This is a genomic window from Pseudoduganella sp. LjRoot289 (assembly GCF_964252925.1).
Taxonomy (GTDB): Bacteria; Pseudomonadota; Gammaproteobacteria; order Burkholderiales; family Burkholderiaceae_D; genus Rugamonas.
Window position 1 is genome coordinate 6,147,689 of record NZ_CAXUPN020000001.1, and the last position, 23,076, is coordinate 6,170,764.

Here is a 23,076-nt window from a genome sequence, read left to right on the forward strand (position 1 = left end):
ATACCGCAATTCAAGGCGCTTGAAACCCTCAACCCTCAACCCTCTGCCCCTCGGCCCCTCGGCCCTCAGCAGCCCCTGCCGATCCGAAGCGCACCTCGAAGCCGCATCCCTTGCCATCCAGGCCGGGAAGCAGCCGCACCGCACCGCCCGCCCGGGCGGCGGCCTGCGTGACGATGGCCAGGCCCAGGCCCGAGCCGGGCGTATCGTCCGCGCGGCCCCGGTAGAAGCGGTCGAAGATGCGCTCGCGCTGGTGTTCCGGAATGCCGGGACCGTCGTCGGCGATCGACAGTATCAAGGCCGTATCGCGGCCATGCAAGGAGACGACAATCCGGCCACCGGACTGGACATAGAGCAGGCTGTTGTCGAGCAGGTTGCCGGCCACCGACTGGAACGCAGGCACGTCCAGCGGCCAGTTCAGCACGTCGGGCGCATCAAGCGACAGGTCCATGCGGCGCGCCAGGAATCTGGGCATCTGTTGCGCCAGCAACTGGCGCAACAGGCCTGCGGCATCGGTCATCCCGGCCGGGCCGCGCGCCGGTTCGTCCAGCGTCGCCAGCGCGAGCAGCTGCTGTGTCAGATGCGATGCGCGCGCAATCGCCAGGTTGAGACAGTCTTGCGCCTGATGGCGCTCGGCGGCGCTGGCCGCCCGCGCAATGACGTGGGCCTGGCTTGAGATCACCGCCATCGGCGTGCGGAGCTCATGCGCTGCATCCTCGATGAATGCGCGTTCCCGTCGAGCCTTGCTGCGCAGTGTGGACAGCAGCCCGTCGAACGCGGTCACCAGCGGCTGCAGTTCGGCATATTTCGGGTCCATGCCGATCGGCGACAGGTCGTCGCCGTGGCGCGCGCCGATGCGCTGCGCCAGCAGCCGCAGAGGGCGCAAGCCCTGGTGCACCGCCAGCCACAGGGGCAGCATGACGCATGGCAGCGCAATCAGCAGGTAGGGCAGCAGTTCCCGCCCCAAGCCATCCAGCGTGGCTGAGCGCTCCGCCTTCGGCTCGGCGATGCGCAGCGACCAAGCGGGCGCGGCGCGCTGATACGTCCAGAACGCATTGCTGCCGATATCGTCTTGCCCTTGGCCCGCCGGGCCGCGCGATGAATAGCGCAGCCGGCCCTGGCGGTCGCGCAGCTCGAACACCAGGTCGCCGGGCAGCTGGTTCGCCTCGCGCCGCACGAGGTTGAGCCAGGCTGCCGTGGTGGCGACGGCCGTTTCCACCTGTTCCGGCTGTTCCAGTTTGAGCAGCACCGAAAACAGGGCCGTGCCGATCTGGTGCACGCCTGAATTCTGGTCCATGGCTTGCTTGAAGCGGAGGTATTCATACGCCAGCAGCACCAACCACACCAGGAGGAAAGCGATGGCCAGCGCGCCGAGCACGCGCCGCGCCAGCGTTGGACGCAGCCATTTTTTCATGGTACGAGCACGTAGCCGATGCCGCGCGCGGTGTGGATGCGCTCGGCGCCTATCTTGCGGCGCAGGTTGGAGATGTGCACTTCGATCGCGGCAAAATCGACGGGCTCGCCCAGCGGCTCGAGCCGCTGGGCAAGGGCGCCCTTGGCGACCACTGCGCCCGGTTCGCGCGCCAGTTCCAGCAACAGCTGGAATTCGCGCGGCGACAGCTTGAGCGGCATGCCGTCGAGGTGCGCCAGGTGGCGCCGCGGCTCGATAGTCAGTGCCCCCACCGCCCATTGCTCGCTGGCCTGGCGCGCATAGCGGCGCAATACGGCGCGTATGCGCGAAATCAGCTCCTCGGTCGCGAACGGCTTGACGATGAAATCGTCGGCGCCGCCGTCCAGGCCTGCCAGCCGGTCTTCCAGTCCGGAGCGCGCCGTCATGACGATGACGGGCACCGGATTGGCTGCCCGCCGCCACCGCGCCAGCAGGTCGAAACCGCATCCGTCGGGCAGCGACAGGTCGAGCAGCGCGCAGTCGAATGCTGCGCCGTGAAACGACTGCGGCGCGTCGCTGGCGCGGCGCAGCCATTCGCTGCTGATTCCTTCGACCCGCAGCGCACCTTGCAAGGCGCGTCCGAAATCGAGGTCGTCTTCAATAAGTAGTAGGTGCATGGCCTGATTATAGCGATCCAACCTTGGCGCTTGCCAAAGGGCTTGCCAGAGGGCTTGCCGAAGGCCGCGCCACCGGTCTTTGGCAAGCGCCAAGGTTGGCGTTTGCATAATGGCTTTTCATCATTTTCCGGAGGCACCATGCCCAATGCAATCCCATTTACGCGCCGCCTGATGCCAGGCGCCGCGCTGGCCTTGATACTGACCGGCTGCGGCGGTTCGCCGGGTAGCCCGGCTGCGTCCGACATGCCCGCTGCGCGGGGCGCGCTGCTGCAGCATTCCCCGGCGCGCCTGCTGTCGCTGGACGCGGCCGGGGTCGGCGCGCAATTGAATAGATTCGGAAGCCAGCTGCTGGTGGTTGCCGGCGCGCCCAAGTGCGGCATCGACTTTTACCGCTTCGAGTATGGCACGGTGGGCGCTGCGGGCGAGCCGACCACCGCTTCGAGCGCACTGCTGGTTCCGACCGGGACCGATCCCGCCTGCAGCGGCAAGCGCCCGGTGGTGTTGTATGGCCACGGAAGCTCCTTCCAGCGCAAGCTGAACATGGCCGACATCACCGACCTTGCGAACGAAGGCGCGAACCGGATCGGATCGCCGGCAGCCATGTATGCCGCGCAGGGCTACATCGTGGTGGCGCCCAACTATGCCGGTTACGACACCTCGCGCCTGAGCTATCACCCGCACCACATCGCCGACCAGCAAGCGAAAGATATGATCGACGCCCTGGGCGCCGCGCGCAGCGCGCTCCCCAGGCTGCCGCAGCCCGCCGCCGAAGACGGCAAGCTCTTTATTACCGGCTATTCCGAAGGCGGCTATGTCGCCATGGCGACGCACCGGGCAATGCAGGCGGCTGGCATCCATGTGACGGCGTCGGCGCCGCAAAGCGGCAGTTACGCGGAGAGTCTGGCCTACGAGGGACTGGCGGCGCGCGGTGCGCTGGACGACCTTGGCGCTTTTCCGCTGTCGATCCAGCTCCAGCTTGTGATGCAGATAACGGCGTGGCAGAAAGCCTACGGCAATTTGTACGCGTCGCCGTCGGAAGTCTATCCGGCCGCCCATGCCGGCGCCATGGAGGCCCTGTTGCCGACGAATATGGACATCAGCACCCTGGTGGGAAGCGGGAAGTTTCCGAAGTACTTCCTGAGCAGCGACATGCCTCATTATCCAGGACTGAGCGCCATCCAAAAGGGCTACTTCGGCACGCCGGCGCAAAGCTTGTTGAGCGCCGGCTACCTGACCCGTGTGCTGGCCGATATCGCCGCCAATCCGTGCCCGGTGACGTCGCCGGTCGCACCGCTGGCATGCGCGCCGGCGCACCCCATGCGCGCCGCATGGCTGAAGAACGACTTGCGCACCTGGGCTCCAAGCGCTCCGATGCTGATGTGCGGCGGCAACGGCGACCCCGAAGTCGGTTTCGACAACGCCCGCCTGACGCACGCCTACTTCCTGGCGCGCGGCTCCGCGGCGCAGCTGCTGGACGTCGATTCGCCGGTCACCGCGGACGATCCTTATGCGCGATCGAAGAAGATATTCGCGGCGATCAGGCAGGCCGTCGTCGACACCGGCGACGACCCTGCGAGTATCGGCAACTACCATGGCTTCATGGTGAACGTCGCGTGCGAAGTCGCCGCGCGCGACTTCTTCAGGCGGTTTTAGCTGCCGCACCTTTGATTGCGGCCGCAATCTCCAAAAATGCCATCGCGTTCGTTGCCACTTCTTATGCGCTGCGCGTGGCCAGCGCCGGCGAGATCGACGCGGCGCGCCACGCCGGGCCGTACACGGCGAGGATGCCCAGCGCCCAGAACACGCCGGCCCCGCCCAGCATGTAGGCGGCCGGCAAGCGCTCCATCTCCAGCTTGCTCACCAGCAGCTGGTTCAGGCCCAATGCGAGCAGCACGCCGGCCGTCACGCCGACGCTGGTGATGAGCACGTTCTCGGTGACGAAGTAGCGCAGGATGTCGACCCGCCGCGCCCCCAGCGCGCGGCGCACGCCGATCTGCTTGCGCCGCTGCGTCACCCACAGGCTGGCCATGCCGACGATGCCGCTGGCGGTGATCAAGAGCAGCAGGCCGCTCACCGTGATCAGCATCCAGGACAGGCCGACGTCGGCGCGGTAGCGGTCCTTGCGGTCCCCGTCCAGCGTCTTCGCCTTCACCACCACCTGGTTGTTGCCGGCCTTGCGCAGCGCTTCCTCGGCTTCCTTCATCACCCGCTCGCGCTGGCCGGGCTCGGCACGCACCGTGTACATGGACGCGTTGTCGCCGGTCAGGCGCACCGCGACGATGGAACTGGTCTCGCCGTCCGCGCCCAGCTGGGCGCTGGGCGTTTGCAGGCGCTCGTACACCCCGAGCACGCGCACCGGCTTGGCCTGCGGGCCCACGCCCATGTAGAAGGTCTTGCCGACAAAGCTGGTGGCGCCCGGCCAGGCGCGCTCGCCCAGCGTCTTGCTGATCATGATCATGGCGGGGTAGTCTTTGCTGGTGTTCTGGTCGATTTCCATCACGTCGGCCGCATTGAAGTCGCGCCCTTCGAGCAGTTTCAGGCCCCAGGTCTTCACCAGCGAGTCGGGCGACACATAGTACGCGGTGGCGGCGGTCTGCTTGTCCTGTTTCAGGTCGGTGACGAAGCTGTTGTAGTTGCCCGAACGCGACAGCGGCACCTGGTTGGTGTCGGCCACCGAGAGCACGCCCGGCACGCCGCGCAGCGTGGCCGCCTGCGCCTTCTGCGTGGCCAGCTGTTCTTCGTGGCCGCTCTCGCGCAGGCTGCGCACTTCCAGATGGAAGATGTCGTGCTCAGCCACCAGCCCGCTCGGGCGCGCGGCTACCGCCTGGCGAATGTTGACGATGTGGAGCGCGTTGGCCAGGATGGCCAGGCTGAGCGCCACCTGCACGGCCACCAGGATGGGGCCGGTCTTGTTGCGCATCAGCGTGGAGATGATGGGGCGGAATTCCATGATCGGGTTCCCTTGTCGGTTATTGGGATTTAATTATTGGGATTTAAGTTGCAGCGCCGGCGTCACTTGGCAGGCGCGCCAGGTCGGCAGCAGGCCGGCCAGGACGGCGGCGGCAACCGCCATCAGGAAGGTCGCAAGCAGCATCGCCCAGTCCATGTGCGCCACCACGGTGAGCTCCTTGGACTGCATGGCGACCAGGGCCAGCGCGCCGAAGGCCAGCAGCAGGCCCAGCACGCCGCCGGCCAGGCCGACCACGGTGGTCTCGATCAGGAACTGGCTGAAGATCTCCTTGCGCGAGGCCCCCAGCGCGCGGCGGATGCCCACTTCCGGCGCGCGCACCGAGAACTTGGCCAGCAGCAGGCCGATGGTGTTCACCAGGCACAGCACCAGGAAACCGAAGGCCAGCCAGGCCGACAGCTTGTTGTCGTTGCCGACCACTTTCAGGAACTCCAGCCATTCGCCCACGTTGTACAGGCGGGTGGGCGCCTTGCGCTGCATGCGGCCCAGCTTGTTCTGCTCGGCGGCGTACGCGTCGAGCCAGTTCTGCAGGGCGGGACGGTCGCCGGCCGAGTGCAGTTCTATCCAGCCTTGTATCCACGTGCATTCGGACTTGAGCAGTGCCTCGAAGCCGGGGTCGCGGTAGGCGCTGCAGCTCATGCTGCCGTTGTGGCCGTACTCGTGGCGGATGGCGGCGGCGAAGGGGATGAAGAATTCGTCCTCGCTGCCGAACGCGCCGGGGCCGCCGATGATGCGCACATAGCGCGGCACCGGATTCCAGTGATCGGCCACGCCGGTGATCTGGTATGCGAAGCCCATCAGCGTGACGCGCCGGCCGACCGGGTTGGCGTCGCCGTACAGCTTTTCGGACAAGCTGCGGCTGAGCACCACCACGTCGGCGCCGGCCGCGTCGCTCGCTTCGCTCCAGCCCTGGCCGTGCAGGAAGGGCACGTCGAACATGGCGAAGAAGTCGGCGGTGGGCGCCAGGCCGCTGGCGTTGAACACGTTCAGGTCCTTGCGTGCCGGCTCGATCGGGCCGGCCACGCCGTACATCACGGTGCGGCGGTCGCCCTGCTTGCTGTGGGCGATATTGTAGGCGTCCGGATAGGACAACTGGCGGTCGTTCGGCTTGTCGCCCGGCGCGTAGCCTTGCAGCGGGCCGTTGTCGAGCAGCGGCACGAACAGGCGCTCGCTCTTGGACGGGATGGGGGCGCCGGACATCACGTGCAGGATGGTCAGCGTGGCGATGCTGGCGGCCACGCCCACCGCCAGCGTGAGCACCATCAGCGCGGTCAGCGCAGGGTTGCGCCGCAGGCTGCGTATGCCGAGCAGGAAATAATAGGAAAACATGGCCGCTCCTTAAGCCTGCACCAGCGTTGGCGTCTTGCGCACCAGGTCCGACACCTGGCCGTCGATGATGTGCACATTGCGCTGCGAGCGCACCGCCAGCTCCGGATCGTGCGTGACCATCAGGATGGTGGTGCCCTGCGCGTTGATTTCCTCGAGCAGCTCCATCACGCCGCGCGCCATTGCCGTATCCAGGTTGCCGGTCGGTTCATCGGCCAGCAGCAGCTTGGGCGAGCCGGCCAGTGCGCGCGCGATCGCCACGCGCTGCTGCTGGCCGCCGGACAGTTCGGCCGGATAGTGCCGCATGCGCGAGGCCAGGCCCACCTTCGCCAGCGCGTCCTCGATGCGCTCCTTGCGCTCGGCCGCGTTGAAGCCGCGGTAGCGCAGCGGCACGTCCACGTTGTCGAACAGCGAAAGGTCGGGGATCAGGTTGAATCCCTGGAAGATGAAGCCCAGCTTCTCGTTGCGCAGGCGCGAGCGGGCGTTGTCGTCCAGGCCCTTGACGTTGGTGCCGTCGAGGATGTATTCGCCGTCGGTGAATTCCTCGAGCAGGCCGGCGATGTTCAGGAAGCTGGTTTTGCCGGAGCCCGACGGACCGGTCACGGTGACGAATTCGCCCTGCTTGACGTTGATCTCGAAGCCGCGCAGCGCGTGGGTTTCGATCAAATGGGTGCGGTAGACTTTGCTCAGGTTTTGCATGCGCAGCATGGAGGGCCTCGTTGTAGATGGTTATTGATTGATCGAGACGCGAGCCGCGTTCTCGAAGGTTTCGGTACCGGCGACCACCACCTTGTCGCCTTGTTTCAAGCCGCTGAGGATCTCGACCGAGCTCACGCTGGTGGCGCCCAGCTTGATCGGCGTGCGCACGGCCACGCCGTCGCGCAGCACATAGGCGTAGCGGCCGCCCTCGGATTCGACGAAGGAGCCGCGCGGCAGCATCAGCACATTCGGTTTTTCGTCGATCAGCAGGCGGGCCGATACGCGCTGGCTCTGGCGCAGGCCCTCCGGTTGCTTGCCGTCGAAGCGCACCCGCGCCAGCACCTGGTTCTTCACCACTTCGGGCGACAGCGCGGACAGCTTGCCGGTGGCCTTGGCGGCGCCGACCTGGATCTCGGCGCTCATGCCCAGGCCCATGTCGGCCACATAGCTTTCCGGCACCTCGACTTCCACCTCCAGCGCCGACAGGTCCACCAGCGTCATCAAGGGCGCGTTGGCCGGCACCACGCTGCGGTTCGGCACCGACAAAGTGCCGACGAAGCCGTCCACCGGCGCGCGCACGGTCAGCTCGTCCACCTTGCGCTGGGCGTTGGCCAGGTTCAGTTTCTGGCGCTCCAGCTGGGCCGACTTGGTCTTCAGTTCCAGCGCCACGTTGTCGCTCTCCAGTTCGGCCGCCTGCATCGCGTGGCGGGCCCGGATCTCGGCCGCCTGCAGTGCGTCCTTGGCCTTCTGGTAGTCGATCTTGGCCACCACGCCTTCGTTGGACACGCTGTTGTAGCGCTCCAAGGTGCGCTGCGCGGACAGGCGCTCGATTTCGGCGGTGTCGGCATCGCGCCTGGCCAGCATCTTCTGCTTGCGCGCGAGGATCTGCTGGCGCGCCACTTCGGCGGCCAGTTCCTGGTAGGTGGCCTGCTCGCGTTTCAGTTCGTCGGCCAGGTCGGGCGATTCGAGGATGGCCAGCACGTCGCCCTTTTTCACCGTGTCGCCGGCGTGGGTCTTCAGGGTGACGGTGGAAGGCGAGGTCGAATACAGCGTCGGGCTCACGGCGGCGACGATGCGGCCATTGACGGCGGCGTCGCGCACCAGCGTGCCGCGCGTGACGTCGGCGATGCGCAGGCGCGCGGCGTTGACCGAATGGCTGCTGCCGCTCCAGCCGCCGTAGAGCGCAACGGCAGCCGCCGCCACGGCAAGCGCGCCCGCCGCCAGCAGGGCCCGGCGCTTCCACTGCTGGCGCGGCGGGGCGGCGATGACGGTGTCTTGATGTGAGGTGTCGTGGATCATGGTGAGGTGCTTGTAAAAAATGTATGACCTTCTATGCAGAAACCGTGCCACACGTTTTCCAGCGCTAAGTGCTTGATTTTGCCCCCTGGACACGGCTCTGTCCGCTGTCCACCTGTCCGCCCCTGTCCGCGCGGACAATCCCGGTCCGGCCAATGGTTGCGTATAACATTTAATGTTAGAAGATGTTGACATCTTTATTGAAAGGCTTCTACACTGAAAAAAGCAGCACCACAAAAAACCAGGAGACAAGCAATGATCAAGCACGGAAAGCACGCCTTCCAGGCGCGCAAGCAGGTGGTATTGGGCCTGACGGTAATGGCCAGCGTGATAGCGCAAGCGTATGCACAGGAGGCGGCCCCGGCGCCGGCGGCGGAGGCGGCGCCGCTGCAAACCGTGAAAGTGACGGGTTTCCGCAACAGTTTGATCTCGTCCGCCAAGGACAAGAAGGAATCGGTCGGTTTCCAGGATTCGATCAATGCCGAAGACCTCGGCAAATTCCCGGACAAGAACATCGCCGAATCGCTGGCGCGCGTGCCTGGCGTGGGCGTGAGCCGCGACGTGACGGGCGAGGGCATGACGATACAGATCCGCGGCCTCGGTTCCTCGTTCACCAAGATCCTGCTGAACAATTCGCCGGTCGCGGTGGCCTCGTCCGGCCCCATCGACGGCGCCAATACCAACCGCGAGGTCGACCTCGACCTGCTGCCGACCGACCTGTTCACCAAGCTCACCGTCAGCAAGAGCCCGACCGCCGGCCAGATCGAAGGCGGCGCCGCCGGCGTGGTCAACCTGCGCAGCGCGCGCCCGTTCGACAAGGAAGGCCGCCAGACCTCCATCAGCCTGACCGGCACCAAGCAGCAGATCGCCGACAAGGCGGGCGCCCGCGGCACGGCCATCTGGTCGAATACCTGGGACGGCAAATACGGCATCCTGGGCGGCATTTCGTTCTCGCGCCAGCAAGCGCGCACCACCGGTTTTGAAACCGTCGGCTGGACCAACCCGAACCTGACCGCCGCGCAAAGCAGTTCGCCCACCCGCAACAACACCGGCGGCGGCAACTGGACTATCCCGGCCACCGTGCCGGCCAATGCCGGCAACGGCCTGGTGGCGGGCACGGCGATCGACCAGGCGTTCCTGCTGTCGAAGAACCCGGGCCTGACCATCCAGCAGATCGACAATGCGATCGTGCCGCGCCTGGGCCGCAGCATGGAATACTACGGCACCAAGGACAAGATTTCCGCCGTTCTGTCGGGTGAGTACCGTCCGACCGAAAACCTGCACTTCTACATCGACACGATGTACAGCAAGAAGGACGACGACATGCAGCGCAATGCCTATACCTGGGCAGTGCGCAACAACGCGTCGATTCCGCTGAACATGCAGGTCGATAAAACCGATTGCGCCAATGGCTGCACCGTCACCTCCGGCACCTTCGCCAACGCGCTGAACTTCATCGAGTTCGGCCCGCGCCGCGACAAGGTCGACCTGCTGGGCATCAACCCCGGCGCCGAATGGAAGATCACGCCGACGCTGGCGCTGGACGTGGCGGGTAACTACAACCGCAGCCGCTTCACGCACCAGGCGCCGACCGTGATGCCGATGACGGCGCCGAACAGCGGCAACACGATCACCTACGCCAACAACGGCGGCGTGCCGTCGATCAAGTCCAACCTGGACCTGAGTAACCCGGCCAGCTACCAGTGGGTGGGCGGCCGCGTCAACATCCAGAACGAACTGCGCGAGACGGAAACCAAGGGCTTCCACACCAACCTGGCATGGGGCGACAAGAAGCTGACCATCAAGGGCGGCTTCGCCTGGGACGACATCGACCGCCAGATCCGCGCGCAGGACAACTCCGCGGCATGGCAGGCTGCCGTCTGCGGCAACAATCCTAGCGTGTTCCTGCAAGGCCCGAACGGCGCGCCGCCATGCAACGGCGCCAGCACGCCGGGCGCCAGCGCTGCGGCACTGTACCCGGGCTACGGCACGGGCTACACGGCCGGCCAGTCGGCCCCGCTGACTTACCAGGGTTCGCTGATCACCAACGCCGCGCTGCCGGGCTACTTGGCGCCCGGCCCATACGGCAACCTGGCGCTGGACTGGGACCGCTTCCGCAAGGACGCCAATTTCGACTACTACAACAGCACCGCGCCGGATTCGGGCGCATCGTCGACCGGCGCCAGCGCCGGCTACATCCGCGAGAAGTCCAAGGGCGTGTACATGGAAGCGAGCGGCGAACTGGCTCCGGCCGGCTTCGACACGCGCTGGAACGTGGGCGTCCGCTACGTGCGCACCAACCAGCAAGTGGGCGCGCTCAATTCGCGCTCCGACCCGCGCAATGCGAACCTGGCGCTGAACGGCAGCAAGTACCCGAACATCAGCGAGTGGGTGTACCAGAACACCGATTACAACAACACGCTGCCATCCGGCACCATCGCCGTCGACCTGCGCAAGGACATCGTGTTCCGCGCCGCCGCATCGCGCAGCATGACCCGCGTCGATCCGAACGCACTGCGTCCAGGCATCAACTTCTCGGGCGTGTCGGCCGATACCGGCACCATGGGCAACCCTGCCCTGAAGCCTTACCTGTCGGATAACATCGACCTGGGCCTCGACTGGTACACCGGCCGCGAAGGCTATGTCTCGGTCACCGGTTTCCAGAAGCGCGTCAATGGCTTCACGGTGCAGGAGAACATCAGCATGCCGTTCAGCGCGCTGGCGCAATATGGCATCAACTACGGCACGCTGATCCCGACGCAGCAGCAGGCGATCGACTCGCGCGGCGGACCGGGCGCGGCGCAGGTCGTGATGACACGTCCTCGCAACGCCGACGGCATCCTGCGCATCCGCGGCCTGGAGCTGGGCTGGGTGCAGCCGCTCGACAAGCTGCTGCCGATCAAGGGCTTCGGCTTCAACGAGACGCTCACGCTGATCAACCAGCAGGCCAGCGGCGAAGGTTCCAGCGGCTTTATCGCGCTGGGCGTGCCGAAAAAGACCAACAACTTCACCGCGTTCTACGAGAACCATGGCTACATGGTGCGCTTCATGCACACCTACTCGCAGGGTAGCCAGGTCGCCACGGCGAACCAGAGCGGCATCACGGCGGCGGCGCTGTTCGGCGACACGTACAAGCAGTGGGACTTCTCGTCGGCCATCGAACTGGACCGGGTATTCGACCGCGACGGCTTGCCGTCGCTGACCTTCGACGTGGTGAACCTGAACAAGGCCAAGCGCCGTGGCTACTTCCAGTTCCCCAACGCCACCATGTCCCAGTACGATCCGGGCCGCAGCTTCGCGCTTGGCCTGCGCATGAAGTTCTAAGCGGAAGGGCCGCATGACACTTCGCTCATACAAGCGGTGGCGGCCCGCTGCCGCCGTGGCGGCCGCGATGCTGTTCGCATCGTCCGTCGCGGCGGCAGCCGAGGGGCCGGCGCCCGTGCCGCACTTGCGCAAGCAGGGTACGGCCACGCAGCTCATCGTCGACAACAAACCCTTCCTCGTGCTAGGCGGCGAGTTGCACAACTCGTCCGCTTCCAGCCTGCCGTATCTGGAGAAGTTGTGGCCGGCGCTGAAAAGCGCCGGCGTCAACACGGTGCTGGCCCCGGTTCAGTGGGACCAGGTCGAGCCGCAGGAAGGCCGCTTCGACTTCGCGGTGCTGGACGGCATGCTGAAGCAGGCGCGCGCCAGCGACAGCCGCCTGATCCTGCTGTGGTTCGGCGCCTGGAAGAACTCCATGTCGACCTATATGCCGGCCTTCGTCAAGCGCGACCAGCAGCGCTTCCCGCGCGCGCGCAACCGCGCCGGCGAGGCGCAGGACATCCTGTCGCCGTTCAGCGCGGCCACGCTGGCGGCCGACCAGGCCGCGTTCGCGGCCATGATGAAGCATCTGAAGCAGGTCGATCCGCAGCGCACCGTGCTGATGGTGCAGGTCGAGAACGAGATCGGCATGCTGCCCGACGTGCGCGATTACAGCGCGCCGGCCAACGCCGCCTTCAGCGGTCCGGTGCCGGCCGCGCTGACGGCCTACCTGGCCGCCAACCGCGCCACCCTGCATCCCATGGTGCGCAAGCTGTGGGAAGGCCACGGCGGGCGCAGCGCCGGCAACTGGGGCGAAGTGTTCGGCGACGCCATCGAGGCGCAGGAAGTGTTCCAGGCCTGGCATTACGCGGTCTTCACCGACGCGCTGACTGCGGCGGGCAAGGCGGCCTACGGCTTGCCGATGTTCGTCAACGTGGCGCTGAACCGGCCCGGCAAGAAGCCCGGCGAGTATCCGAGCGCGGGTCCGCTGCCGCATTTGTTCGACATCTGGAAGGCCGGCGCGCCGGCGGTCGACATCCTGGCCATCGACACTTACTTCTCGAACTTCGCGGAATGGGCGCGGCTGTTCAAGCGGCCGGACAACCCGCTGTTCGTCCCCGAGGGCAACCGCATCGGCCGTCCCGAGCTGGGCGCCAACGCCATGTTCTCCATCGGCGAACTCGATGCGATCGGCTATTCGCCGTTCGGCGTCGAAGACCTGAAGGATGCGCCGAACGACTCGGTGCGCGGCGCCTACGCCATGCTCAAGCAGCTCGAGCCGCTGATCATGCAGTCGCAGGGCAAGGGTGTGATGCGCGGCTTCAAGGCCAATGTGTCCTACGACGGCGTGGTCGACCCGGCGCCGTCGAAAGTGCAGATGGGCGCCTACCAGCTCGAAGTGAGCCTGGCCAACCAGTGGGGCAAGACCGAGAGCCTGGAATATGAAGGCCGCGGCGGGCTGGTGATCCAGACCGGCGCCGACGAATTCATCGTCGCCGGCAAGGGCATCACCGTCACCTTCCGCGACCCGGCCGGAGCGGGCACCGCGGTGGCCATCGAGTCGGCGACCGAAGGCGGTTTCGTCGGCGGGCGCTGGCAGGACGGGCGCTGGATGAACGGCGACCAGACCCACCAGGGCCGCCACATCCGCCTGGCGGGCGACGGCTACACGGTGCAGAAGGTCAAACTGTACAAGTTCCGTTGATTGTTTTTCCGTAAGGCATTGAATTCCTGGCAAGTGCCACTACTTGCCAGGAATTCAAGCACACCCTTGCGGACATGTTCAAAATTCTGGCGGGCTTCAATGCCCCTGTAATCGACTACCCCTTCGCGCGCAGCGACGTGGCCAAATACGCTCAGTATGAGCCTGCGCTGTCCGCATCGGAGGGCACCGAGCCGGCGCTGGTGGACGAGCAGACCTGGAGCGACATGCTGCTCGACCAGTATGCGGACCGGCTGGCGCGCGAAACCAGCATCTTCGGTCAGCAGGAACTGCACCGCCGCTTGCGCGGTGGCGCGGCCAGCGCCGCATCCATCGACCGCGTGCGCTCCCTGGTGGACGACGATGCCGGACGCAATACGCTGCACGCCACTTGCCAGGACTTGCGCTGCGCGCAGGCCGAGATCGCCGAGTGGCTGTTCGGCCCTGGCCCGCAAGCCGCGCCGCGCTGGAGCAAGCATCTGCAATGGCTGCCCTGGATGTTTCTGCTGTCGCTGCCGCTGACGCTGTTCTGGTGGCCGGCATCGCTGCTGGCAGGTGCTGCGTGGATCGCGCTGATGGCGGTACAAGTGAGTTTCTACGACCAGTCGCAGCAATGGGAGCGGCTGGTGGCGACGCTGCAGCTGCAGTTGCGGGTGCATAGCCTGCTCGGTGGCCTGGCCGACGGGCAGGGCGGTGCGGCTGGTGTGGACCGTGCGTCCGGAACGCTGGCCGGGGCCGCCAGCGTGTTCCGCAGTGGCGCCGCGCTCGCCGGCAGGATCAGCCGCAAGCTGGGACGTTCGCCGATGGAGAGCGTGGTGCCCGGCATGAAAGAATACGGCGAGTGGGTCGGGCTGACCAATATCCGCCGCTACTTCGAAGGCCGCGACGTGTTCCTCGCGCAGCGGGACTTCCTGCGCCTCAGCTACCGCATGTTGGCCGGGCTGGAAGCGGACCTCGCGCTGGCCCGCGAATTCCGCACCGCACCGGCAAGCTGCTGGAATGCCGATGGTCGAGATGGCCCGTCGCTGCGGCTGGACGGCGTAGTGCATCCGCTGCTCGAGCAAGCCATGCCGCTGACCTTCACGCTGCAGGATAAGGGTGCTTTCATCTCCGGCCAGAACGGCATAGGAAAGAGCACCCTGCTGCGCACGCTGGGCTTGAACCTGATCACCGCGCGCGCCTTTGGATTCTGCTACGCGCGTAGCGCCGCCTTGCCGCCGCTGCCGGTCTATTCGAGCATGCAGAGCGAAGACTCGCTTGCCGGCGGCGAAAGTCTCTACATCGCTGAACTGCGCCGCGCGCACGAGCTGCTGGCGCTGGCGGGGCAGGGCCGCGCCGTGTTCATCATTGACGAAATTTTCCGAGGCACCAATCATCTTGAATCGGTATCCGGCGCGGCGGCCGTGCTGGACACGCTGGCGCAGCAGGGTACGGTGATCGTCTCATCGCACAACCTGGTGCTGGCGCCGCTGCTGGCACATCGCCTCGCTCCGCTGTGCGTCAGCGCCGAAGGCGGCCAGCTGCGCGTGCGCCCCGGTGTGCTGGCCCATACCAACGGCCTGGCCCTGCTCGGCGCGCGCGGCTTCGGCCCCGCCATCGAAGCGAAAGCCGCCCAGGTTCACAACTGGCTTGGCGAGTACCTCGCGCACCCGGACGACTGCGGCCATGTTTTGGCGCCGGTCAACACTATGAGCGTGTTTGCCGCAATGCCGTCGGTCATGCCCGTCTCCTGAGTATGTGCCGCCTCAATCCTGCTTCAAGGGCTTGTTCTTGTCGATCACTTCGCGGCAGTCGCCCTTGATGATGGCGTTGTCGTAGTTGGTCCAGCCGTAGCTGTCGACGTAGCGCTTGTGCTGTTTGAATTTCTTGTTCAGGAAACTCCACTCCAGGCGCTCGCCCTCGTAGCGGATGTCGCCCATGTCGAGCAGGGTGTGGAACATGTTCTCGGTGGCCAGGCGCGCCTTCTTGTGCTTGACCAGTTCCTGCACCTTGCCGGGATGGCGCTCGCCATACTGGTCCGAATACCAGACGAAGGCCGGCACGTGGAATTCATACTGCGTGTTGTGGCCGTGGAAGGCCAGCCGGCAGGTGCCGTCGTACAGCGTCTGTCCGTGGTCGGCCACGTACAGCATGGACGCGGGCTGCTGCTTTTCCTTCAGCGCGGCGATCACCTGCGCCAGGAACCAGTCGGTATAGAGGATGGAGTTGTCGTAGCTGTTGTTCAGCTGCGGCTTGATCTTCAGGTCGGTGTAGGCCGGCTTGTCGATGCCGTACAGCGAGGGTTGCCACTTGTCGAACTCTTTGGGATGGCGCTGGCTGTAGTTCCAGTGGCTGCCCAGTGAGTGCAGCACGATCAGTTTTTTCGGCGCCGGGTCGGCCAGCGCGTGCTTGAGCGGGTCGAACAGGATCTGGTCGAAATTCGAATTGTTGGTGAAGCCGCCCAGGTTCAGGAACTGGATCACATCGGCCTCCTTGGCGAACACCGACACCGGCGTGTCGAACTTGCCGAAGGAGATCTGGTTCGACAGCCAGTAGGTCTTGAAGCCCGCTTCCTTGTAGGCCGTGATGAAGGATTTTTCGGCGAAGCCGTCCTTCAGGCTTTGCATCGCCGGCTTGCGCGAGATGATGACCGGCACCGACAGCCGCGTGGCCGAGACGGATGTGATGACGTCGCGCAGCACCACCAGATTGCTCTCTTTACCCAGCAGCGGATTGGTCTCGCGCTGGTAGCCGTTGAGGCTCCAGCGATCGTAGCGCGACGATTCGCCCAGCACCAGCACCACCACTTCCGACTCGGCGCCAGGCGCCCCGCCTGCCGCGCTGCTCTGGCGTGCCTTGAAGGTGAAGCTGCTGCTGCTCTTGCCCAGCTCCGCCAGGTGCTGGCGCTCGCTGTAGAAATCGGCGCCGCGCGCCATCAGGCCGAAGGGCCAGGTGTTGCTGAAGGCCTCGAAGTCGACCGGCACCTTGGCCCAGTAGGGCAGCGGCGCCAGCTTCCAGCCGGTGCGCGCGGCCGCCTCCACCGCGCCGGTCTCCGGGGCGCTGGCTTCCTCCTCTTCCGCGTCCTCCTCCTCGGCCGGGGCGCCGTCGCCGAAGCCAGACGCGGCCACGCCGGCGGACGGCGGGGAGGCGGCGACAGAGGCGTTGGTGGACGGCGCAGCCGACGCCGACGCCGACGCCGACGCCGAAGCCGCAAGCGAAGCCGAAGCCGCCTTGGCGGCCGGCTTGCCGCCGACGCCGAACTCCCAGCCGTAGGCCGTCACCCCCGCCATCACCGCCACCAGGGCCAGCGCCGTCCAGCGCGAACCGTCGTTCCAGTCCAGCGCGCGGGTCTTGATGGCGATGCCCCACGTGGCCAGATACCAGACCACGACGCCGGCCATCACCGCACCCATCAGGTAGATGGTGCGGCCCAGGAATTCCATCGCTTCCTTGGGGCTGGTCTCGGCGATGATGCCCAGGTGGTGGGTGGAGATGCCCTGGCCGTAGTAGATGATCAGGTAGACCTCGGTCGGCAGCGCCAGGAAGGCCGGCAGCAGCAGCCAGTGGAACCAGGCCGGGCGCTTGAAGACGGCCCAGACGGCGGTCCAGGCCACCACCTCCATGCCCAGCGTCTGCCAGGGGTGTTCGACCGGCTTGCCCAGCAGCAGCGGCACGAAGGGCACGGCCGACAGGGCCAGATAGCTCAGCAGCAGGAAGGCCTTGGCGGCAAGGCTGGCGGCGGGGGGGGTACGCAGCAATAGGGGCATGACACGGGGAATCGAAAAAAGTTGCCCATTATCGTGCCGTTTGGGCCGCGCGGCGAGCGCTTTGTGCGGCGCGCCGGGCGGACCGCGGCGGCCGGCCGGGCGCGGCTAGCAGAGTTGCCCGTGGAAGGGATCGCTGAGCGTGCCGCCGCGGTAGTCGATGCCGCTCATGGCCGCGAACTGGTCCATGCTGCGCGCGCCGCCCAGGCCGTAGGCGCCCGGCAGGCCGTCGCCGCACAGCAGGCGTTTCAGGCGCTCGGCCGCGCGCACCGTCAGGTAGGCGCCGCTGAAGGCGCGCAGCTGGTCGACCGCGCCGTGCCAGTGGTGGCTTTCGTGCGGCGTGTTGGCCGCCTTGTATAAGTGGTACAGCGGCACGTGCAGCGGGTGGTAGATGTCCCAGCCCCGGGTGTAGGCGCGCACGGCCAGGCTCTGCTCCTCGCCGTGGAAGTATAAATAGGGGTCGTAGGGCACTTCGTCGATGAAGGCGCCCTGGCAGAACACGAAGCCGCCCGCGATGTGGCAGCCGGGCACCGGCCGGTCGGTAAACAGGTGCTTGGCGATGAAGCGCAGCACCACGTCGCCGCCGGGCTGCAGCGGGGTCTCCGGGTGCGGGCGCAGCACCAGCACGGTCTTGCCCTCGGGGGGCGTGTAGTGCGGCGCGCCGTCCACCATGTCGAAGCGGTAGGGGTAGGTGCTCAGGATGGGCTTGGGCGACAGTTCCAGCACTTGCCCGTGCTGGCGCCGCAGCGACTCGTCCCAGCCGGGTTCGAAGCAGGTGTGGGAATCGATCTGCAACAGATACTGTTCGCCGTCATATAAGGAGTAGGCCAGGTTGCGGGCCCAGCTCACGCCCAGCGTGTCCTGCACCTGCACGTGCACATAGCGGATCAGGCCGGCGTACGGCAGGGCGGCGATGGCGGCGCGCTGGCTGGCGTAATGCTGGTCCACCACGGCGAAGCGCAGCCGTTCGGGATGGGCGGCCTTGGCCACGGCCTCGTTGAGCGTAAAGAACAGCATGGGGTCCAGGTAGGACGCCAGGCTGACAAAAATGTTCTGGTTCAAGGACGTCCTCCGCTGTGGTGATGGAAATGGTAACAGTTTCCATATTGCACAGACAGCCCCCCCGCGGCGGGGCGATGGAAATGCGGCGTCCTGCCCTTGCCGCCGGCGAAAGGGTTTGACTGGCGTTGTTTACCAGTCTATACTCGCGAGTTCTCGATTTAATCTGCGCATCGTCTACGCGTTTTGCAGGCCGCTCCTGGTGAGTGGCTGCTCGTGCCTTCGGTGCAGCGAGGCTAGTCAAAGATCGGGACTAGGTTTTAGCCCCCGGACGCTTTGTCCGGGTTGTCAACGGTAGTAATTTTGTTGGATTAACAACGATGCCAACCATCAATCAACTGATTCGCAACCCACGTGTTTCCCTGCGCGTGAAGAGCAAATCGCCGGCGCTGGAAAACAGCCCGCAAAAACGTGGCGTTTGCACCCGTGTGTACACCACCACTCCTAAGAAGCCTAACTCGGCGCTGCGTAAAGTAGCCAAGGTTCGTCTGACCAACGGTTTCGAAGTCATTTCGTACATCGGCGGTGAAGGCCACAACCTGCAAGAGCACAGCGTTGTTCTGCTGCGCGGCGGTCGTGTAAAAGACTTGCCGGGTGTGCGTTACCACATGGTTCGCGGTGCACTGGATACCCAGGGCGTTAAAGACCGTAAGCAAGCTCGCTCGAAGTACGGTACCAAGCGCGCTAAAGCCAGCAAGAAGTAATACAAGTTTCGCCTGGTCGAAACTGACTAAGTGAATGTATCGGTCGTACTGACCGAGTAAGTGGACCACTATGATGGTGATCCGCGAGCTGCGAAACATATCGTCGCAAGCTCAACTGAAGATTGAAAGGAATTGATATGCCACGTCGTCGTGAAGTACCCAAGCGCGAGATTCTGCCGGATCCAAAATTCGGCAACACCGATGTCGCCAAGTTTGTAAACGTGCTGATGCTGTCCGGTAAAAAATCGGTCGCAGAAAACATCATCTACGGTGCTTTCGAGCACATCGCATCGAAGTCCGGCAAAGACCCGCTGGAAGTGTTCGCTACCGCTATCAACAACGCCAAGCCGCTGGTTGAAGTGAAATCCCGTCGCGTCGGTGGTGCAAACTACCAGGTGCCGGTTGAAGTCCGCCCAGTGCGTCGTATGGCTCTGTCCATGCGCTGGCTGCGTGAAGCTGCGAACAAGCGTAGCGAAAAATCCATGCCACAACGCCTCGGCGGTGAGCTGATGGAAGCGGCTGAAGGCCGTGGCGGTGCAATGAAGAAGCGTGACGAAGTGCACCGTATGGCTGAAGCGAACAAGGCGTTCTCGCACTTCCGCTTCTAATAAAACGGGCCGGAACCTGGTTCCGGCCGTTTAATCATTTGTTCGAAGCCGGGCTCATTTTGCAAAAAATGGCGTCCGGTTTTGTCCATTAAAAGATTTAGGATTAACTATGGCCCGCAAGACCCCCATTGAGCGCTACCGCAATATCGGTATCTCCGCTCACATCGACGCTGGTAAAACGACCACCACCGAGCGCGTGCTGTTCTACACCGGCGTAAACCACAAAATCGGTGAAGTGCACGACGGCGCAGCCACCATGGACTGGATGGAGCAGGAGCAGGAACGCGGTATTACCATTACTTCGGCGGCAACGACTTGCTTCTGGAAGGGCATGGCGAACAACTTCCCTGAGCACCACATCAACATCATCGACACCCCGGGCCACGTTGACTTCACCATTGAAGTTGAACGCTCGATGCGCGTGCTCGATGGCGCTTGCATGGTTTACTGCGCAGTAGGCGGTGTACAGCCACAGTCGGAAACCGTATGGCGTCAAGCCAACAAGTACAAAGTGCCACGTCTGGCCTTCGTCAACAAGATGGACCGTACCGGCGCCAACTTCTTCAAGGTCTACGAGCAGATGCGCGCTCGCCTGAAGGCTAACCCGGTCCTGATCCAGATCCCTATCGGCGCTGAAGAAAACTTCAAAGGCGTGATCGATCTGGTCAAGATGAAAGCGATCCTGTGGGATGACGCGTCGCAAGGCATGAAATTCGACTACGTCGATATTCCTGCAGAGCTGGCCGAGTCCGCCGCCGAGTGGCGCGAGAAGATGGTTGAAGCCGCTGCTGAAGCGACCGAAGACCTGATGAACAAGTACCTGGAAGAAGGCGACCTGACCGAAGCCGAGATCAAGAAAGCGCTGCGCGACCGCACCATCGCTTCCGAAATCGTTCCTATGCTGTGCGGCACCGCCTTCAAGAACAAGGGCGTGCAGGCCATGCTGGACGCGGTGATCGAGTATCTGCCATCGCCGCTGGACATCGCCGACGTTAAAGGCACGGACGAAGACGAAGAGCCGACCACCCGTAAAGCTTCCGACGAAGAGAAATTCTCGGCGCTGGCATTCAAGATCATGACCGACCCGTTCGTCGGCCAGCTGGCCTTCTTCCGCGTGTACTCGGGCGCCGTCAATTCGGGCGACACCGTGTACAACTCGGTCAAAGGCCGTAAAGAGCGTCTGGGTCGTATTCTGCAGATGCACGCGAACCAGCGCGAAGAGATCAAAGAAGTGCGCGCCGGCGACATCGCCGCTGCGGTTGGTCTGAAAGACGTGACCACCGGCGAAACCCTGTGCGATCCGACCGCCATCATCATCCTGGAGCGCATGGTGTTCCCTGAGCCTGTGATTCAGCAGGCCGTGGAACCAAAAACCAAGGCCGACCAGGAAAAAATGGGTCTGGCGCTGAACCGTCTGGCTCAGGAAGATCCGTCGTTCCGCGTCAAGACCGACGAAGAGTCGGGCCAGACCATCATCGGTGGTATGGGCGAGCTGCACCTGGAAATTATAGTTGACCGCATGAAGCGCGAATTCGGCGTCGAAGCGACCGTCGGCAAGCCACAAGTGGCTTACCGCGAAACGATCCGCAAGGTGTGCGAAGAGTCCGAAGGCAAGTTCGTCAAGCAGTCGGGCGGCCGCGGCCAGTACGGCCACGTGGTTCTGAAGATCGAACCGCAAGAGCCGGGCAAGGGCTTCGAGTTCGTTGACGCCATCAAGGGCGGCACCGTGCCACGCGAATACATCCCTGCAGTTGAAAAGGGTGTACGCGGCACGCTGGGCACCGGCGTTCTGGCCGGCTACCCAGTGGTCGACGTCAAGGTCACGCTGTTCTTCGGTTCGTACCACGACGTGGACTCGAACGAAAACGCGTTCCAGATGGCCGCTTCGATGGCATTCAAGGACGGCTGCCGTAAAGCGGCTCCAGTCATCCTGGAACCTATGATGGCTGTGGAAGTGGAAACGCCGGAAGACTACGCCGGTACCGTGATGGGCGACCTGTCGTCCCGCCGCGGTATGGTGCAGGGCATGGACGAGATCCCAGGCGGCGGCGGCAAGATCATCAAAGCCGAAGTGCCTCTGTCGGAAATGTTCGGTTACTCGACCACGCTGCGTTCCGCAACGCAAGGCCGTGCGACCTACACGATGGAATTCAAGCACTACTCGGAAGCGCCTAAGCACGTTACCGACGCAATCGTCACCGCTAAAGCGAAGTAAAATATTGGATGGTCCGGCCGAAGGGTGATCCCCCGGCCGGGCATCTTTAAGAAAATCTTGTTCTAAGGAAGAATAAAATGGCAAAAGGTAAATTCGAGCGGACTAAGCCGCACGTCAACGTTGGCACCATCGGTCACGTCGACCACGGTAAAACCACCCTGACCGCAGCAATCGCAACCGTTCTGTCGAAGAAATTCGGCGGCGAAGCTAAAGCTTACGACCAGATCGACGCTGCACCGGAAGAAAAAGCACGCGGCATCACCATCAACACCGCGCACGTTGAGTACGAAACCGCTGCCCGCCACTACGCTCACGTAGATTGCCCAGGCCACGCCGACTACATCAAGAACATGATCACCGGCGCAGCGCAGATGGACGGCGCGATCCTGGTTTGCTCCGCAGCTGACGGCCCTATGCCACAGACCCGCGAGCACATCCTGCTGGCCCGCCAGGTTGGCGTTCCATACATCGTCGTGTTCCTGAACAAGTGCGACCTGGTGGACGACGAAGAGCTGCTGGAACTGGTTGAAATGGAAGTGCGCGAGTTGCTGTCGAAGTACGACTTCCCAGGCGACGACCTGCCTATCATCAAGGGTTCGGCACGCAAAGCGCTGGACGGCGACACCGGTCCCCTGGGCGAAGTGGCCATCATGGCCCTGGCCGACGCACTGGACAGCTACATCCCTACGCCAGAGCGCGCAGTGGACGGCGCCTTCCTGATGCCAGTGGAAGACGTGTTCTCGATCTCGGGCCGCGGCACCGTGGTAACCGGTCGTGTAGAGCGCGGCGTGGTGAAAGTCGGCGAAGAAATCGAAATCGTCGGCATCACCGACACCGTCAAGACCACTTGCACCGGCGTGGAAATGTTCCGCAAGCTGCTGGACCAGGGTCAAGCCGGCGACAACGTTGGCCTGCTGCTGCGCGGCACCAAGCGTGAAGACGTACAGCGTGGTCAGGTTCTGGCCAAGCCAGGCTCGATCAAGCCGCACAACCACTTCACCGGCGAGATCTATGTTCTGTCGAAAGACGAAGGCGGCCGTCATACTCCGTTCTTCAACAACTATCGTCCACAGTTCTACTTCCGTACGACTGACGTGACCGGTTCGATCGAACTGCCAGCGGACAAAGAAATGGTTATGCCAGGCGACAACGTGTCGATCACCGTCAAGCTGATCAACCCGATCGCCATGGAAGAAGGTCTGCGCTTCGCAATCCGCGAAGGCGGCCGTACCGTCGGCGCCGGCGTTGTGGCAAAAATCCTGGCCTAATAGCCTCGGTTAGACAAGAAGGCAGTGCCGCACGCGGCGCTGCCTTTTTTTGTCGCAGGGACGGGCATGGCGCCGATTTTGGTGCTATGATCTCGCCTCTTAGCTGCACCTGTTTGTGTTACTT

The 23,076-nt window shown here is 64.4% G+C and carries 16 protein-coding genes; 8 read left to right on the top strand and 8 right to left on the bottom strand.

Translation table 11 applies throughout. The features are described from left to right. Nucleotides 1–28: 28 nt before the first annotated feature. Both ACSQ8Y_RS26415 and ACSQ8Y_RS26420 read right to left on the bottom strand, forming a co-directional pair. Nucleotides 29–1,411 carry a sensor histidine kinase gene (locus ACSQ8Y_RS26415; RefSeq protein WP_436269370.1) on the bottom strand — a complete coding sequence of 461 codons (1,383 nt, stop codon included), beginning with the start codon at nt 1,409–1,411 and terminating at the stop codon, nt 29–31. After that, complete coding sequence (locus tag ACSQ8Y_RS26420) at nt 1,408–2,064, bottom strand: response regulator (protein ID WP_436269371.1); 657 nt, start codon at nt 2,062–2,064, stop codon at nt 1,408–1,410. Before ACSQ8Y_RS26420 ends, ACSQ8Y_RS26415 begins: the two co-directional genes overlap by 4 nt. A 138-nt stretch (nt 2,065–2,202) precedes the next feature. On the opposite strand from ACSQ8Y_RS26420, the gene ACSQ8Y_RS26425 reads away from it, so the two are divergent. Then, the gene (locus ACSQ8Y_RS26425; RefSeq protein WP_436269372.1) at nt 2,203–3,717 is read left to right on the top strand and encodes an alpha/beta hydrolase family protein; all 1,515 of its coding nucleotides are present in this window, start codon (nt 2,203–2,205) and stop codon (nt 3,715–3,717) included. Nucleotides 3,718–3,778: 61 nt separating this feature from the next. On the opposite strand, the gene ACSQ8Y_RS26430 is transcribed toward ACSQ8Y_RS26425, so the two are convergent. The 4 genes from ACSQ8Y_RS26430 to ACSQ8Y_RS26445 are packed head-to-tail and all read right to left on the bottom strand — an operon-like array spanning nt 3,779 to nt 8,356. Further along, nucleotides 3,779–5,014, bottom strand: a complete 1,236-nt coding sequence (locus ACSQ8Y_RS26430; RefSeq protein ID WP_436269373.1) for an ABC transporter permease — start codon at nt 5,012–5,014, stop codon at nt 3,779–3,781. Between the two features lie 33 nt (nt 5,015–5,047). Next, nucleotides 5,048–6,361 (bottom strand): ABC transporter permease, encoded by a 1,314-nt coding sequence (locus ACSQ8Y_RS26435; RefSeq protein WP_436269374.1) that lies wholly within the window; start codon nt 6,359–6,361, stop codon nt 5,048–5,050. A gap of 9 nt (nt 6,362–6,370) precedes the next feature. Then, entirely contained in the window at nt 6,371–7,066 is a 696-nt protein-coding gene (locus ACSQ8Y_RS26440; protein ID WP_436269375.1) for an ABC transporter ATP-binding protein, read from the bottom strand. Nucleotides 7,067–7,087: 21 nt separating this feature from the next. Continuing rightward, nucleotides 7,088–8,356 carry an efflux RND transporter periplasmic adaptor subunit gene (locus tag ACSQ8Y_RS26445; RefSeq protein WP_436269376.1) on the bottom strand — a complete coding sequence of 423 codons (1,269 nt, stop codon included), beginning with the start codon at nt 8,354–8,356 and terminating at the stop codon, nt 7,088–7,090. A gap of 252 nt (nt 8,357–8,608) precedes the next feature. Between ACSQ8Y_RS26445 and ACSQ8Y_RS26450 the strand changes: the two genes are divergently transcribed. The 3 genes from ACSQ8Y_RS26450 (at nt 8,609) to ACSQ8Y_RS26460 (ending at nt 15,088) form a co-directional block, all read left to right on the top strand. After that, on the top strand, nt 8,609–11,677 hold the full coding sequence (locus ACSQ8Y_RS26450) for a TonB-dependent receptor (protein WP_436269377.1): 3,069 nt from the start codon (nt 8,609–8,611) through the stop codon (nt 11,675–11,677). A gap of 13 nt (nt 11,678–11,690) precedes the next feature. Next, complete coding sequence (locus tag ACSQ8Y_RS26455) at nt 11,691–13,358, top strand: DUF5597 domain-containing protein (RefSeq protein WP_436269378.1); 1,668 nt, start codon at nt 11,691–11,693, stop codon at nt 13,356–13,358. 74 nt (nt 13,359–13,432) lie between these two features. Beyond that, nucleotides 13,433–15,088 (top strand): MutS-related protein, encoded by a 1,656-nt coding sequence (locus ACSQ8Y_RS26460; RefSeq protein ID WP_436269379.1) that lies wholly within the window; start codon nt 13,433–13,435, stop codon nt 15,086–15,088. Nucleotides 15,089–15,100: 12 nt separating this feature from the next. On the opposite strand, the gene ACSQ8Y_RS26465 is transcribed toward ACSQ8Y_RS26460, so the two are convergent. Continuing rightward, nucleotides 15,101–17,101 (bottom strand): phosphoethanolamine transferase, encoded by a 2,001-nt coding sequence (locus ACSQ8Y_RS26465; RefSeq protein ID WP_436269380.1) that lies wholly within the window; start codon nt 17,099–17,101, stop codon nt 15,101–15,103. Nucleotides 17,102–17,206: 105 nt separating this feature from the next. Then, complete coding sequence (locus tag ACSQ8Y_RS26470; protein WP_436269381.1) at nt 17,207–18,160, bottom strand: GlcNAc-transferase family protein; 954 nt, start codon at nt 18,158–18,160, stop codon at nt 17,207–17,209. 317 nt (nt 18,161–18,477) lie between these two features. Here ACSQ8Y_RS26470 and rpsL point away from each other — a divergent pair, with 317 nt between their 5' ends. The 4 genes from rpsL (at nt 18,478) to tuf (ending at nt 22,952) form a co-directional block, all read left to right on the top strand. Further along, nucleotides 18,478–18,861, top strand: coding sequence for a 30S ribosomal protein S12 (gene rpsL, locus ACSQ8Y_RS26475; protein WP_436269382.1), 384 nt, complete (start codon nt 18,478–18,480; stop codon nt 18,859–18,861). A gap of 137 nt (nt 18,862–18,998) precedes the next feature. Continuing rightward, entirely contained in the window at nt 18,999–19,469 is a 471-nt protein-coding gene (gene rpsG, locus ACSQ8Y_RS26480; protein ID WP_057155378.1) for a 30S ribosomal protein S7, read from the top strand. A 109-nt stretch (nt 19,470–19,578) separates the two neighbouring features. Continuing rightward, nucleotides 19,579–21,684: an elongation factor G gene (gene fusA / locus ACSQ8Y_RS26485; RefSeq protein ID WP_436269383.1), complete on the top strand. Its 2,106-nt coding sequence runs from the start codon at nt 19,579–19,581 to the stop codon at nt 21,682–21,684. A gap of 77 nt (nt 21,685–21,761) precedes the next feature. After that, nucleotides 21,762–22,952 (top strand): elongation factor Tu, encoded by a 1,191-nt coding sequence (gene tuf, locus ACSQ8Y_RS26490; RefSeq protein ID WP_436269337.1) that lies wholly within the window; start codon nt 21,762–21,764, stop codon nt 22,950–22,952. Nucleotides 22,953–23,076 lie beyond the last annotated feature (124 nt).